Raw genomic sequence first — 15,752 nt, 5'->3', positions numbered from 1 at the left:
TTAATAAACAATATTCAAATATATTATGAGAATCAATAAATATATCCTATTCCTTTTCGTACTTGCTGTTTATTCTAATATAGCTTTTGCACAGCATGAAGAAGGTGGCATCATTGGTGAAACTTGGATGGGTGGTGCAAAAAATGCAGAGAAATTATATGGTAAGTTAGCTTATCATGATGCCATTCCATTATATAACAAGTTATTAAAAAAGAAAAAAACAAAAGACGACCCAAATCTTATGGCACATCTTGCTGATGCATATAGATGGACGGGAAATTATGAGAAAGCAGCAGAATGGTACACAAAAGCAAATACAATTGGTGGTATTCCTGATGACTATAAATTATTAGAAGCACAGATGTTGCAAACATTAGGAAAAACTGATGAAGCAAAACAAGCTTACAAAGATTATTTAACTAAAAATCCAAGTAGTGATATCGCAAAAAATCAATTACAAGCGCTTGGTGATATCAATTATCTAAATAGAAATGCAAGTAAATATAATATTTCTAATCTAGCATTTAATTCTAAAGGATATGATTTTGCACCAGTATACAAAGACAAACAAATAATCTATGCTTCTTCAAGAGATAAAGAAAAAGCAATAGGTAAAGTGCACTCTTGGACTGGAACAACATATTTTGATATGTATAGTTCAAAAGGAGAGAAATTAGATTTCAAAAAAGTACCATCTCAGATAAAAAAAGATGCAAGTACAAAATTCCATGAGGCTGCTCCAACATTTACTCAAGATGGTAAAACAGTATATTTTACAAGAAATAATTTCTTGGATGGAAAAGTTGGAAAAGATGATGATAGAGTAGTAAATCTAAAAATATATGAAGCAGAAGTAGTAGATGGTAAATGGATAAACGATAAAAATTTTCCATTCAATAATGACGCATATAGCGTTGGACATCCAGCATTAACTGCAGATGGCAATACAATGTATTTTGTAAGTGATATGCCAGGCGGAAAAGGTGGAACAGATTTATATGTAACTACTAAATCAGGAGATTCTTGGTCTAATCCAATAAATCTAACACAATTAAATACAACAGGAAATGAAATGTTTCCAAATGTTGATGATGATGGAAACTTGACTTTCTCTTCAAATGGTCTACCAGGATTAGGTGGATTAGATATTTTTAAAGTAAAAAGTTTATCAAATAATTCATTTACAACACCAGAAAATATAGGTGCTCCAATCAACAGTACATATGATGATTTTGGTTTTGTATATGCTGATACTAAAGAATTTGGTTATTTTACAAGTGATAGACCAGGCGGAAAAGGACTAGATGATATCTATGGATTTCAATCAAATGGAATTTTCTTAGAAGGTATTGTTGTTGATGCAATTACAAACCAACCAATATGTACATCTAAGGTTAATATGCTATTAAAAACAAGCATGAGAGGCACAAGAACTACTAAATGTGATGGTAACTTTACATTTGATGTAGAGAAAGAAAATGACTATTGTTTCCAAGCATCAGCAGATGGTTACCAAGATAATAATAGTGTATGTGCATCTACCAAAAATATTAAAGATGGTGAAACAGTATATGTAAAAATTCCATTAAAGAAAAATTCTCCTGCTGATATCCAAGTACAAATTATTGATAAAGTTTCTCAGAAACCAATCAAAGAAGCAGCAATTACATTAACAGATAAATGCGATGAAACTAAAATGGAAGCTACTGCAAATGGTAATGGACAAGCTTGTTTTACAGTGAAATGTGGTTGTGATTATGTTGCCATTGGTATTGCAAAAGGTTATCAAACAGGAAGTTCTACAGCATCTACTAAAGAAGATTGTGACCAAAAAGTAAAATGTACAGATCCTAATTCTAAGAAAATTATTGTTGAATTAGATAGAGGTTCTGATTGGAATGATATCTATGGTGATAACAATAATGAAGTTGTTATAGAATTAAAAGATATCTACTATGATTTTGATAAATGGTATATTAGACAAGAATCAGAAAGTGATTTAAATAAACTTTTAGATTTCTTAAAAGAAAACCCTAAAACAATAGTAGAAATTGGCTCACATACAGATGCTAGAGCAACAACAGAGTACAATAATGTATTATCTCAAAAAAGAGCACAATCTGTTGTTGATTGGTTATTGAAAAGAGGAATTAGTAAGGATAGATTGAAAGCAAAAGGATATGGCGAATCTAGTCCAAGAAACCAATGTACAGACAATGTAATTTGTACAGAATATGAGCATCAAAGAAATAGAAGAACTGAGTTTAAAATAGTAGGTGGAGAATATGATATCAGATCATTGGAAAGATTTGATATGAAAATTGACCCATGTGCTAAATGCCCATTCTAATAGTTAGAATTTTTAAATAGTGTAAAAATAGGTTATCGAAAAGATAACCTATTTTTATTTATAAAATCTTTTTACATCTACTTCAGCTAATAATTCTTCGCCATCAAATATGTGCGATAGTAGGTGGTTTGAAAAATACGGAGATAGTGTTATGCCTTTAGTGCCTAATCCATTAAAAACAAATAGATTTTTATGTATTTTATGTTTTCCAAGTGCAGGTCTTCTATCTTTTATTGTTGGTCTAATTCCAGCTTTTTCTTCTAATATTTCATAGTTGCATGAAATCAATCTTTCCAACTTATCTATTATTTCTTTTCTTCCAAGCTCAGTTACTTGCTCATCAAGATCATTCCAAATATAAGTAGAACCAACATGGTAGTTATTATTGTTTGTTGGAATTATAAATATATTTTTATTTACAATGTATTTGGTGTGCAATTTTTCTATATGAATTTTTAGCTGTTCACCTTTTGCAGTTTTAATTGGAATAAAATTAAAAAATGGATTTTCAATAACTTTATAACCTTCACAAAATACAATTTTTGAAGCAACAATATCTTTGTATTGAATTTTTTCTCCAATGTTTAATAAGCTATAATCAAAGGCATCACTAAATAAAATGCCTTTGTCTAAAAATAGTTTTCTGTAATGTTCAATAAGTACTTTTGTGTTCAACCAAAATGTTTGTTGAATTTCTCCTGCACCAAATTTTGCGTTTATACAGTTATTGTCAAAATTTGCTATAGTGCCAATATAATTTTTGTATTCTATGTTGTTGCTATGTTTGTGCCATGCATGCACATCATCATCAGAAGAAAATATTTTTTTAATTGGAGTTTCTTCTAAAAATTGAATGTCAAATTTTTGCTCAATAGCACGATAGGTTGATTTTGCATATGGAAATAAAGTATCTGCCATCCATGTTTTAACCATCTTTCTTCCAGTAATTGGATTAGCAACACCACTTGCCACATTTGAGGCAGAATTCGGATTAAAAGAATCAATTATGCAAATAGAAAGCCCACGTTCTAGCGCAAAATGTGCTAGCATTGTACCAGCCAAGCCTTGTCCAATGATTAATAAATCATACATTTTTTCTTCCAGATTCTTCCCAAGCTCTTGTTTTGTCTGCTAAGTCCATACAAAATTGTTTAATCTCATTTTGAATGTAAGGATTTGCAGTTGCTTTGAAATAAGTTTCGCCTAAATTTAGCATAGTTTGAAAAAAATGCGTGTGCATTTCATCTACTTGCATGTCTTTTGTCCAAAGGTTTATATTTAATGTATTTTTCTCATTTCCATCCCACATAGAAATTAACATAGTTTTGCATGCTTCGCCACCACTATTCGGATTATCTGTTGCAAACCATGTAATACTTTCAGGTAAATGCTGTTGGTCTAGTTCTATCTTAAATTTTATTTCAGATTCTTTTGCCATGTTTGTTTTTTTTTGCAAAGGTAATTTAAAACTATCTAATATTTAACTTAATTATGCGTAATAATTTATTTATATAATATACTTAATTTCTTTATTATTTATAGGAATTATATCATTGTTGTATTGTAGTAATAATTGTCCAAAATCATTAATACCAACTATTTTTGCAGAAATTATCTCGTTGTTATAATGAAATGTTTTTAGCTCATCTTTCCAAAATAGATGCTTTAGGTATTCTTGTTGTATATAGTCTTTGTTGTAGATATTTGCGTACACATTTTCAATATTGAGTAGCAATTTTTTGAAAATCTCAATCATATCCATTTCTAAATTATTTTCTAGACTAATACTTGTAGCTTGTATTTCTTTTGAAAATGCTTGTTGATTGACATTAATTCCAATTCCAAGAATACTGTATTGTAGATAATTACCTTGTATAGAGTTTTCAATCAAAATGCCAGCTATTTTCTTACTATTTACCATAATATCATTTGGCCATTTAATGCAGAAAGAACTGTCTTTGTCAGCAATAAACTCATGTATAGTTTGCCTTACAGCAATAGCTACCAGCATATTTAATATAAATTGCTGATTAACTTCCAAAGTTGATGTGTCTAAAATAATACTACAAGTAATGTTTTGATTTGGTTCTGCGTGCCATTCATTTCCTGCCTGACCACGTCCAGCTGTCTGCTCTTCTGTCAAAATTACCGAACCATTTTTAGGCGTACTTTTTGATATAAGTTCTTTAGCGTAATCGTTAGTAGACGTGAGAGATTTAAAAATTATTAAATTCTTGCCAATATAATGCGTTTCGTTAACTATTATGTTCAAAACTTCGTAGTTTTATGTAAAATAACAAATATAATTTTTGAAAACAACAATTAAAGCAAAAAAACAACAAAAAGCAACAGAGCAAGACTTAGTAGAACTTGTAGTTGACTTAATTCAAGATAGAAAAGGAAATGATATCGTAAGTTTAGATTTGCGAAATATTACAGATGCCATTACTGATTTTTTTATCATCTGCCATTGCGAAAGTACCACACAAACAAGAGCAGTAACAGACCATGTGGAAGAAGAAATGAAGAAAAGATATGGCGTAAAAGCATTACACGTAGAAGGCCGTTCACTTGGTGAATGGTGTTTACTAGATTTTGGAGAGATTGTTGTACATGTATTTCAAAGAGAACGAAGAGAGTTTTATCAATTAGAAGAATTGTGGCATGATGCTACTATAAAAAAATATAAATAATAGAATTATGGACTTATTACCAGAAGACGATAAGAAAAAGAAGAAAAATAACGGAATTAGTGGTTATTGGATATTTGGTGTTATACTAGCAGGTTTATTAGCATTTCAACTTTATGGATTGAATGTAAAGCAAAATGAAATTTCTGAAGAACAGTTCTTTAGAAACCTTTTACCTACACATGATGTGGCAGAAGTAATTATTGTTAATGACAAAATTGCAGAAGTCTACATCAATAAAGATTCATTAAAAAATAAAGAAATCTATAAAGAATTTAGAAATACAAAAATTGGCTCAGAAAACAGAGGACCACACTTTATCGTGCCTATCGTAACCGTAGAATCTTTCAAAGATAAATTCGATGTAGCCCAAGCTAATGTAGAAACAAAGAAATTAGTGCCTTTAAAATCAGAAATGAGAAAAGGATTATTAGATATCATCGGCTGGTTTTTTCCTATTATATTATTAATTGCAGTTTGGATGTTTTTGATGCGCAAAGCAACAGGTGGAATGGGAGGCGGAATGGGCGGACAAATGTTTAATATAGGCAAGTCTAAAGCAAACCTTGTAGATAAAGACACAAAAGTAACTATAACATTTGATGATGTAGCTGGATTAGATGGCGCAAAAGAAGAAGTACATGAAGTTGTAGACTTTTTAAAGAATCCACAAAAATATACAACATTAGGTGCAAAAATACCTAAAGGAGTTTTATTAGTTGGTCCTCCGGGAACTGGAAAAACATTACTAGCAAAAGCTGTAGCTGGCGAAGCAAAAGTACCATTCTTCTCACTTTCAGGTTCAGATTTCGTAGAGATGTTTGTGGGTGTAGGTGCATCAAGGGTAAGAGACTTATTTAGACAAGCAAGAGAGAAAGCACCATGTATAATTTTTATAGATGAAATTGATGCAGTTGGACGTGCAAGAGGCAAAAATACATTTCAAAGCAATGATGAAAGAGAAAGTACATTAAATCAATTATTAGTTGAAATGGATGGATTTTCTGGCGATAAAAGTATTATCCTAATGGCGGCAACAAACAGACCAGATGTATTAGATACTGCATTATTACGTCCAGGAAGATTTGATAGACAAATCTATGTTGATTTGCCAGAAGTAAAAGAAAGAGAACAAATTTTCAAAGTACATTTAAAACCATTAGTACTAAGTAATGATGTACAAGTTGAATTTTTAGCAAAACAAACACCAGGTTTCTCAGGCGCAGACATTGCAAATATTTGTAATGAAGCTGCATTGGTAGCTGCAAGAAAAGATAAAAAAGCAGTAGAAAAACAAGATTTCTTAGATGCAATTGATAGAGTAGTTGGTGGATTGGAAAAGAAAAATAAAGTAATAAAACCTGCAGAGAAATCACGAATTGCTTATCATGAAGCAGGGCACGCAACTGTGAGTTGGCTTACTGAGCATGCAGCACCATTAATTAAAGTAACTATAGTACCACGTGGGCAATCTTTGGGCGCAGCTTGGTATTTGCCTGAAGAAAGAAGTATTACAACAAAAGAACAAATATTAGATGAGATGTGCGCAACTATGGGCGGAAGAGCAGCAGAAGAAGTTGTGTTTAGTAATATATCTACTGGCGCATTAAGCGATTTAGAAAAAGTAACAAAACAAGCACAAGCAGTTGTGAAAATATTTGGCTTAAGTGATAAAATCGGAAATATATCTTACTACGATTCATCAGGACAATCAGAATATTCTTTTCAAAAACCTTATTCTGAAAAAACAGCAGAGCTGATTGATAAAGAAATTTCTGAAATCATAGAAAGTCAATATACAAGAGCAAAAGAAATTCTTAGTGCCAATAGAGAAAAATTAGATGCATTAGCAAAAATACTTTTAGAAAAAGAAGTGATATTTAAAGATGACTTAGAATTAATTTTTGGCAAAAGACCATTTGATGAAGATAATGTAATTGTTCCTGATGTAGACACAACAACAACTACCGAAACAACAACAGTTGTAGAAAATAATGATAAATAGTATTTGTTATGTTGTTTGATGTAGAATTTCAACATCCTTTTGAAGAAGATGAAAGAACATATGATAGTATTTCTAATAATGAAGTAATAGAAATATTTAAAAATATAGATTGGGCACAACTTAATCATGATGTGTATGCAAAACACGATGATATAATTCATGATTATTATTATTTCACAATCTACTATTATCCAGAAGCCCAAATTGAATATATATTTGACATTGGTCCAGAATTTACATTTGGAAATGATTTAAAAGAAAATGGATTAAAATTTGAAATATCTTTAGATAGAGAATCTAAGAAAATGAAAAAAGTACTATTTGGTTTGCTAGGTGAAAAGGAAGTAATTGTAAACGAAAATATTACTATGCAAAATCAAAACTTAGAATTTGCTGTAAAATGTATGTATGCATTTATAAGTTTAGATTTTGATTTTTTAGATAAAAATATGAAAGACTATTATGTTGAATAAATTCTACAAAGTATTCAGCCATCAGAATTAATATTTTTAAATATCATGTTTGTCCTATAATTGCTACATTTGTATCAAAGAATATAAATGTTAGACTTTAATCCAAATGATGTAGGCGTAAAAAACGGAAATATTTTTTCCTATCCACACCAATACAATGATGCAAGTATTATCATTCTGCCAATTCCATGGGAAGTTACAGTTTCATACAGTGCAGGCACAGCAGCAGCACCACAAGCAATCTTAGACGCAAGTTCTCAGTTAGATTTCTTTGATCCATTTTTAGAAAACGCGTACCAATATGGTGCTTATATGCTAAAAATTTCAGAACACTGGATGCAAAAAAGCAAGCAACTAAGACCAAAAGCAAATGAGTATATCAAACTATTAGAAAATGGCATTGATATCAAAGATAACACAACTATGCTCAATAGCTTAAATGAAATTAATGCAGCATGCAATGAACTGAGACAATGGGTATTTGAAGAAACAGATAAAATTCTCAAAGATGGAAAATTATTAGCATTGCTTGGCGGCGACCATAGCACACCACTTGGTTACATGCAAGCATTAGCCAATCATTACGAAGATTTTGGTATACTACAAATTGATGCACATGCAGATTTGCGCAATGCATATGAAGGCTTCACATATTCTCATGCATCAATAATGTACAATGCCATTCAAATTCCACAAATTAGCAAGCTAGTACAAGTTGGCATCAGAGATTTGTCACCTGAAGAATTTAGCACAACAGAAACTCATGAAAAAATTAAAACATTTTTTGATTGGGACATAAAAGATAAAAAGTTTGAAGGACATACTTGGAGCAAAATTGTTGATGGAATAATAAATGAATTGCCTAAAAATGTATATATAAGTTTTGATATAGATGGTTTGGATAGAAACTATTGCATCAACACAGGAACGCCAGTAGTTGGTGGATTTACATTTGATGAAGCAATTTATTTAATTAGAAAAGTTGTAGATAGTGGAAGAAAAATTATAGGATTTGATTTGAACGAAGTTGCACCAAACGAAAACGATTTTGAATGGAATGCAAATGTTGGCGCAAGAGTATTATTTAAGTTGTGTAATCAAACAATAAAAAGTAATTTATAAAAAAGATGATTGTCTTAATACTATACTTCATTGCCGCAACTATAGAAATTATAGGAGAATTTACAGAAAATTATCAAGTAATCTTTTATAGTAAAATACTTCTAATGCCATTGCTGATGATTTATGCATTCACGCAACAGAAGCAAAAAAGTAAAATTATATTTCTATTATTAGGATTATTTTTTTCTTGGTTTGGCGATATTTTTTTAATGATAAGACATCAACAGCCAGCAGAAAAGTCAAAGCTCTTTTTTATTCTTGGATTAGTTTTTTTCTTGCTTGCACATGTACAATATATTATAGCATTTATAAAAGATACTATCAAGCAAAATAAAGCAGGAAATGTAGTGCAAAAACCAAATCTAATTATACCATTTGTTGTATTTGTATTATCACTTTGGATGTATTTAGGCAATAGTATTCAAGCAATGAAATTACCAATCTATGCATATAGTATCGTCATTGTTACAATGTCAATCACTGCATTAAATAGATATCAATTAGTATCAAGCAAATCATTTACATATGTATTTATTGGTGCTTTGTTGTTTATGTTTTCAGATTCTTGTATTGCAGTATCAGCATTCAAACAACATTTTTATTTAGATAGAGTATGTATCATGTTTACTTACATCATTGCACAATATCTAATAACAAAAGGCTACTTAGAAAATATAAATCAAAACAACTAAGCCAATTCTTTCACAACATTTTTGTGTATTCTTTTAGATACAAGAATACTCAATTCGTATAATAAAATGATAGGTAATGATACAAGTATCAAACTAAACATATCACCTTGTGGTGTAATTACTGCCAAAACAAACAAAATAACTATATATGCAATCTTTCTTGAGTTTTGCATGGTATCTGGTGTAATGATACCAATTCTTGTAAGAAAATAAACCAACATAGGCAACTCAAACATGATGCCAGTTGGCAAAACCATTGCAGTAACATTAGAAATGTAATTATCAATAGAAATTAAATTTTCAGCTTGAGATATAGCATCATAACTAAATAAAAAGTTGATTGAGAATGGTGCGATAATATAATAACCAAACAAACAGCCAATAACAAATAATATAGATGTTGCAAAAACAATTCCTCTTGTATTGTTTATCTCTTGTTCGTACAATGCAGGTTTTATAAAACGCCAAAATTCCCAAAACACATATGGAAAGGCAGCAATAAATCCAACTATCGCAGAAGTTTTTATGTGCAACATAAACTGACCAGCCAAATCTGTATTGATGAATTTGTATTCTAAACTACTCATGCATAAACCTTTCAAAAACGAAATTCTTTCGCCCAATTCACAGAAAAAAATATTGGTAGGAAAATCTGCACGTGTTGGACCAAATATCAAGTAATCAAAAATAAATTTCTTATTTAGAAATGCAACAATCATCATAATAAAAATGGCAATCACACTACGCATAATATGCGATCGCAACTCTTCGATGTGGTCAAAGAAACCCATTTCTGTTTGTTCAGATTTCACGGTGCAAAGGTATGTAAATTAATTATATTGAAACTTACTTTTTAGCATTATTAGTGTATTACAAATTTGTAAAAGTCATTAAAATAAATATCACATGTAATGTTTATTTTAATTAATACTTTTGTCAAAAAAATAAATGGGAAAGAATAAACTTTTTAAGTTCGCAGATTTGGCCAATAAGCAAAATGTAGTAGAACGAAATCCTATTTACAAAGGAAAATGGCACACAGATTTTTTTAAAAATAATAATCCAATTGTTGTAGAATTGGCGTGTGGCAAAGGCGATTATAGTATTGGCATGGCTCAGCAATTTCCAGAAAAAAACTTTATTGGTGTAGATATAAAGGGAAATAGAATTTGGAGTGCAGTAACAATTACTGAAAAACTAGGACTCAACAATATTGCATTTATACGAGAGCAAATTGATAAAATTGATGAGTATTTTGAACCAAATGAAGTAGATGAAATTTGGATTACATTTGCAGACCCATTTCCAAAAAAAGCAGACCAAAAAAGACGACTTACTTCAACAAAATTTCTTCCATTATACAAAAAAATATTAAAAAAAGATGGAATAATAAATTTAAAAACTGATAGCGATATTTTGTATGAGTATACCAAAGAAGTATTGGCAGATTTTCCATCAATTATTTTTAAAGACTACCCAGATGTGTATGCAATGAATAAAAATGAGGAGTTGTATGGTATTCAAACTTATTACGAAAAAATGCATCTTCAAAATAATAAAACTATAAAGTATATCTGTTTCAAGTTATTATAAAATATTTTTCTATCTTAATCGTACATTTATAATGTAAATCATTTTTATGGACGAGGAAATTTTAAAATCTACAACTATTTTTAAAGCATTAAGCAATGCAACAAGAATAGAAATACTAATGCTGTTAGCAAGAAACAAACAACTAATAGTACAAGATTTTGTAAAAGAACTAAACATAGCACAGTCTACAGTTTCGGCACATTTGAGTGTATTGAAAAATGCTGGCTTAATAAAATCTGAAATACAAGCTACAAAAACAATATACACATTAAAACAAAAGAATATAGAAAAAGCAGAAAAAGTAATGAAAAAATGCTTTAAACAAATTTTAATATAAAATTATTTTATTAGAATAATAATTTTGGCATTAGAAAAATAGCGTTAAGAAAATAAAAATCAAGCGTAAAAAAGTTTGCTTGTTCGAAGTTTGCAAAGCAAACAAGTTTTAAAACTTTTAGTGAAGAGTTTTATTTTTAGCGTCATTTTTCGTAAGCCTTGATTTTTTTGTAACTTTTTGTATCAAGACAAAAAGTTATGCAATTACTTATTCATCAACCACGACTTAAAATCTTCAAACTTATTTTCCATCGAAATTGATAACTTTTCAGTACCTAGTGCTTTCTTCAATCTATCAGGAATTTCTGGTGTTACACCAATTATTGGCTCAACAATTTCTCCAAATTTTACAGGATGTGCTGTAGACAAAATAATGTTGTTGCTATCGCCAGTATTGTTTTCACTAATAAATTGCTGCATAGCCAAATAACCAACTGCAGTATGCGGACAAATAATATAATTGTATTTTTGATATACTTCTGCCATTGCCCTTTCTGTTTCAGCATCATTATAGCTATAAGCCGAAATCATTGATTTTATGGCATTATAATCTTGATTAAAATAATCTAAAACTCTGAAAAAATTACTCGGATTACCAACATCCATTGCATTAGAAATTGTTTGTACAGACGTGCGTGGTTCAAAATTTCCAGTTTGAATATACTTTGTAAAAATATCATTGTTGTTGGTTGCTGCAATTAATTTAGTAATAGGCAAGCCCATTTTTTTTGCAAACAATCCAGCTGTTAGGTTTCCAAAATTTCCAGAAGGTATTGTAAAGTATAAATCTTTATTTTTATTTTCTAATAATTTGTAAGCATAGATATAATAAAAACTTTGAGGAATTAAACGTGCAATATTGATAGAATTTGCAGAAGAAAGCGTAAGTTTTTCATTCAATTCTTTATCCAAAAATGCTTGTTTTACAAATGCCTGACAATCATCAAATGTACCATCAACTTCAATGGCAGTAATATTGGCACCCAATGTTGTAAATTGCTTTTCTTGTATGTCACTAACTTTTCCTTTTGGATATAAGATAGTTACTTTAATGCCATCAACATTCAAAAAACCATGTGCCACAGCAGAGCCAGTATCACCAGATGTTGCCACCAAAATATTTACTTCTTGATTATTATCTTTTAAGAAATAACCCATCAATCTGCCCATAAATCTTGCACCAAAATCTTTAAATGCCAATGTTGGTCCTTGAAATAATTCTAAAAAATAACTATTTCCACACTGATGCAATGGTGCATCAAAATTATATGCTTGCGCAATGATATTTTTGATATCTTCTTGTGGAATGCTATCGCCAATTAAGTTTTTAGCAATTTCAAATGCCATTTCATTATAAGTATAATCATTCAAGTTATTCCAGAATGATTGTGGCAATGCAGGAATTTCATATGGCATATACAAACCATTGTCTTTTGGTAAGCCTTTTAATACTGCTTATTTCAAATCTACATCAGGCGAAATATGTTTAGTAGAATATAATTTCATTGGATAAAATATTTAATCTTAATGCAAAAATGCTAAAAAGCATCTGAATTTGAAAATTTAATACATTAAGAAGATATTTTTTATTACATACCAAAAAATAATGATATAAAAATACCAAAAAATAGGTAGGAGTATTTATATTTGTAGCAAAACTACTATAAATGTATAAGTGCTTATTATCAATATTTTGTATTGCTATTTGCTTACAATGCTTTTCTATCAATATCAATAATAAAAACATCAAAATAATTAGAGACGCTTATGGTGTGCCACATATTTATGCCAACACAGACGAAGAAGTTGCTTATGGCTTAGCTTGGGCTACCTGCGAAGATGATTTTATTTCTGTACAAGAAAATATATTGACAGCAAGAGGAAGATTGGCTGAAGTAAAAGGCAAAGATGGTGCTATCATGGATTTTCTATGCAATTTTGTAGGTGCAAGAAATTCAGTAGATAAACTATACGATTCAAGTTTTTCGCCAAAATTTAAAAATGTTTTAAGTGCGTATGTAAAAGCATGCAACAAATTTGCAGAAGAAAATCCTGATAAAGTTTGGATAAAAGATGTCTTTCCTGTTACAGAAAAAGATATGTTGGTAGGTTACACATTAGGCATGGCACTAATGACTAACGTACCAGCAGCAATTATGAAAATTGCAGATGGCAATATGCATAAGTTTGAAATTTTTCATCAACAAAAAGGCTCAAATGCATTTGCATTAAACAGCAAAAAAACAAGTGATGGTAATGTGTATCTGGGTATCAACTCGCACCAACCATTGTAAGGACCATATTCATGGTACGAAGCGCATTTACACTCAAACGAAGGTTGGAATATTTTGGGCGGCACATTTCCTGGTGGTTTAACAATCTTTCATGGTACTACACCAAATTTAGGTTGGGCACATACTGTAAGCATGGCAGATTTAGATGATGTATATAAATTGCGTATGCATCCAACAGAAAAAAATAAATATTACTTTGATGGCAAGTGGCTGACATTGGAAGAAAAATATTGCAAGATGAAAGTGAAAATATTTTGGTTTATAAAAATTCCTGTAAAGAAAAAATATTATCAAAGTGTTTTTGGCCCAACTATGGAAAAAGATGGCAATTATTATGCACTCAGATTTCCTTCTGCATTTGATATTCGTTCTGCTGAGCAATGGTATAAAATGAATAAAGCACAAAATTTTGAAGAATTTAAAAAGGCAATTCAAACGCATTCATTAGCAGGATTAAATATTATTTATGCTGATAAAGATGATAATATTTATTATGTAGATAATGCACAGTTTCCACGTAGAAATAAGAACTACGATTGGTGGCATGTATTGCCAGGCGATACATCTTCTACGCTTTGGAAGGCTAATGATTATTATAGTTTCGACTCACTGTTTCAAATTCATAATCCAGCTTGTGGTTGGTTGCACAATAACAACAATACACCATTTTTATGTACAGACAAAAGCGAAGGAATTGATAGAAACAAGCACCAATTAAAAGATTATTATTTTGCTTTTAAAAACAACAGAGGCATCAGAACGAATTATTTGTTTTCAAATTCTGGAAAATTATCTTACGAAGAATTTAAAAAAATAAAATATGATAAATCATTTATGAATCCAGCATACAACTATGCCATGAGTAATATAGAATTTATTATGCATGTAGATGCAAACAAATATCCAAACATAAAAGAATCTATTGCAGTATTAAAAAAATGGAATAGAGAAGCTGATAAAAATAACAAACAAGCTACAATAGCAGTATTATCAGTACACTATGTAGTAGAAAAGTTGATAGAAAATGGAATGTTTCCGGCTGTAAATGCAAAAGTAAAAGAGGAAACAATAGTAGCATGTATAGAAAAAGCACAGCAGCATTTGCTAAAACATTTTGGCAAAATAGAAATTCCACTTGGTGAGTTACAAAAATTAGTAAGAGGAGAGAAGGAACTACCACTTTCTGGAATGCCAGATGTGAATGCTGCCATGGATATTGCACCACACAAAAAAGGTTTTTTCAAAGGCATTTCTGGCGAATCGTATATTATGCTGATACAATACACACCCAATGGAACTTATATAGAAACCGTGCAACCTTACGGACAAAGTAATGTAAAAGGCAATAAACATTATGACGACCAAATGGAACTATTTGTAAATCATCAAACAAAAAAATGTCTATGGACTACGATGCAATTATGAAACAAGCAGAGAAAGTCTATTCACCAAATTAGTTTTTGCCATCACTGAGCCTTGGACTAAAATAATGTAACAATCTACTAATTCAATAATGTATTGTCATCGGTTGGCAGTGGACTGATATAATGTAGCAAAGTACTAATTAAATAATGTAATAATGATTTTTTGATAAGTGTGTTTGCTTGAGCTGCGATAACCGAACGCTTTATAACATAAAAGCTGTAGAGGTTGCTGTGGTGAAGAACACCAACAACGGCGAGAAGAGCATAAAAGCTATAGAGGTTGCTAGGTTATTTTTGGCAGGTGATGCTAAAGCTATAATAACTGACAAGGGCGGGGTTATTATTTTCTATTATTAGCTTTATTATGCCATAATTCTTTTCCAACTCTATCAAATTTTTTATAAGTTCTTAGTTCTTTTATACTAAATACATTTTCTAAGACTAAGATACTATCATCTAAATATTTTATGCTATTGATATAACAAATGCTATCTTTCTTATTATAATCTAATATGTTTATATTATTTAAGCTATCAATTTTATAAAAGCGAGGACCTCTATTGTTCTTGTCTTCAAAATATAATAAGGTATCTGGAGAAAACCACAAAACACATAGGTCTTTGTTTAAATCTTCCATTTTCCAAAACCCTAATAGATCATCTACAACAATTTGTCTTTCGGCTTTATTTTTGTTAGTATTACATCCTCCAATAATTAAAACAAATATTAGTTGGATGAAAAATAGTACATTCTTCATAACTAATTTATTTTTT

14 protein-coding genes and 2 pseudogenes are annotated in these 15,752 nt (G+C 30.2%); 10 read left to right on the top strand and 6 right to left on the bottom strand.

Features of this window, described 5'->3' with window-relative positions; genetic code table 11:
* Positions 1–25 precede the first annotated feature (25 nt).
* Entirely contained in the window at positions 26–2,350 is a 2,325-nt protein-coding gene (locus tag IPK18_04150; GenBank protein QQR98723.1) for an OmpA family protein, read from the top strand.
* A 54-nt stretch (positions 2,351–2,404) separates the two neighbouring features.
* On the opposite strand, the gene IPK18_04145 is transcribed toward IPK18_04150, so the two are convergent.
* From IPK18_04145 to IPK18_04135, 3 genes are all read right to left on the bottom strand, one after another.
* The gene (locus IPK18_04145; protein QQR98722.1) at positions 2,405–3,442 is read right to left on the bottom strand and encodes an FAD-dependent oxidoreductase; all 1,038 of its coding nucleotides are present in this window, start codon (positions 3,440–3,442) and stop codon (positions 2,405–2,407) included.
* Positions 3,435–3,788, bottom strand: a complete 354-nt coding sequence (gene gldC / locus IPK18_04140; GenBank protein QQR98721.1) for a gliding motility protein GldC — start codon at positions 3,786–3,788, stop codon at positions 3,435–3,437. Before gldC ends, IPK18_04145 begins: the two co-directional genes overlap by 8 nt.
* Positions 3,789–3,857: 69 nt before the next feature.
* The gene (locus tag IPK18_04135; protein QQR98720.1) at positions 3,858–4,622 is read right to left on the bottom strand and encodes a biotin--[acetyl-CoA-carboxylase] ligase; all 765 of its coding nucleotides are present in this window, start codon (positions 4,620–4,622) and stop codon (positions 3,858–3,860) included.
* A gap of 37 nt (positions 4,623–4,659) precedes the next feature.
* On the opposite strand from IPK18_04135, the gene rsfS reads away from it, so the two are divergent.
* The 5 genes from rsfS (at position 4,660) to IPK18_04110 (ending at position 9,332) form a co-directional block, all read left to right on the top strand.
* Positions 4,660–5,043 (top strand): ribosome silencing factor, encoded by a 384-nt coding sequence (rsfS, locus tag IPK18_04130; GenBank protein QQR98719.1) that lies wholly within the window; start codon positions 4,660–4,662, stop codon positions 5,041–5,043.
* A 7-nt stretch (positions 5,044–5,050) separates the two neighbouring features.
* Positions 5,051–7,045, top strand: a complete 1,995-nt coding sequence (gene ftsH, locus IPK18_04125) for an ATP-dependent zinc metalloprotease FtsH (protein ID QQR98718.1) — start codon at positions 5,051–5,053, stop codon at positions 7,043–7,045.
* A gap of 8 nt (positions 7,046–7,053) precedes the next feature.
* The gene (locus IPK18_04120; protein QQR98717.1) at positions 7,054–7,518 is read left to right on the top strand and encodes a hypothetical protein; all 465 of its coding nucleotides are present in this window, start codon (positions 7,054–7,056) and stop codon (positions 7,516–7,518) included.
* A gap of 87 nt (positions 7,519–7,605) precedes the next feature.
* Complete coding sequence (locus IPK18_04115) at positions 7,606–8,640, top strand: agmatinase family protein (GenBank protein QQR98716.1); 1,035 nt, start codon at positions 7,606–7,608, stop codon at positions 8,638–8,640.
* 5 nt (positions 8,641–8,645) lie between these two features.
* Complete coding sequence (locus tag IPK18_04110; GenBank protein ID QQR98715.1) at positions 8,646–9,332, top strand: lysoplasmalogenase; 687 nt, start codon at positions 8,646–8,648, stop codon at positions 9,330–9,332.
* Here the strand turns inward: IPK18_04110 and tatC are convergent.
* A complete protein-coding gene (gene tatC / locus IPK18_04105; protein QQR98714.1) occupies positions 9,329–10,144 on the bottom strand; it encodes a twin-arginine translocase subunit TatC in 816 nt (271 codons plus the stop codon). The two genes, IPK18_04110 and tatC, sit on opposite strands and share 4 nt — an antisense overlap.
* 136 nt (positions 10,145–10,280) lie before the next feature.
* On the opposite strand from tatC, the gene trmB reads away from it, so the two are divergent.
* Positions 10,281–10,925 carry a tRNA (guanosine(46)-N7)-methyltransferase TrmB gene (trmB, locus tag IPK18_04100; protein QQR98713.1) on the top strand — a complete coding sequence of 215 codons (645 nt, stop codon included), beginning with the start codon at positions 10,281–10,283 and terminating at the stop codon, positions 10,923–10,925.
* A gap of 46 nt (positions 10,926–10,971) precedes the next feature.
* Positions 10,972–11,262, top strand: a complete 291-nt coding sequence (locus tag IPK18_04095) for a winged helix-turn-helix transcriptional regulator (GenBank protein ID QQR98712.1) — start codon at positions 10,972–10,974, stop codon at positions 11,260–11,262.
* Positions 11,263–11,465: 203 nt separating this feature from the next.
* Here IPK18_04095 and thrC read toward each other — a convergent pair.
* Positions 11,466–12,767 (bottom strand): annotated as a pseudogene (gene thrC, locus IPK18_04090) (threonine synthase).
* Positions 12,768–12,928: 161 nt separating this feature from the next.
* Here thrC and IPK18_04085 point away from each other — a divergent pair.
* The gene (locus IPK18_04085; protein QQR98711.1) at positions 12,929–13,555 is read left to right on the top strand and encodes a penicillin acylase family protein; all 627 of its coding nucleotides are present in this window, start codon (positions 12,929–12,931) and stop codon (positions 13,553–13,555) included.
* A gap of 3 nt (positions 13,556–13,558) precedes the next feature.
* A pseudogene (locus tag IPK18_04080) lies at positions 13,559–14,980 on the top strand (penicillin acylase family protein).
* A 339-nt stretch (positions 14,981–15,319) separates the two neighbouring features.
* On the opposite strand, the gene IPK18_04075 reads toward IPK18_04080, so the two are convergent.
* Positions 15,320–15,736: a hypothetical protein gene (locus IPK18_04075; GenBank protein QQR98710.1), complete on the bottom strand. Its 417-nt coding sequence runs from the start codon at positions 15,734–15,736 to the stop codon at positions 15,320–15,322.
* Between the last annotated feature and the right edge of the window lie 16 nt (positions 15,737–15,752).

The organism is Sphingobacteriales bacterium, from assembly GCA_016699615.1.
Classification (GTDB): Bacteria; Bacteroidota; Bacteroidia; order Chitinophagales; family JADIYW01; genus JADJSS01.
The sequence above is the reverse complement of the archived record's forward strand: the minus strand, read 5'-3'. Positions and strand labels throughout refer to the sequence as shown.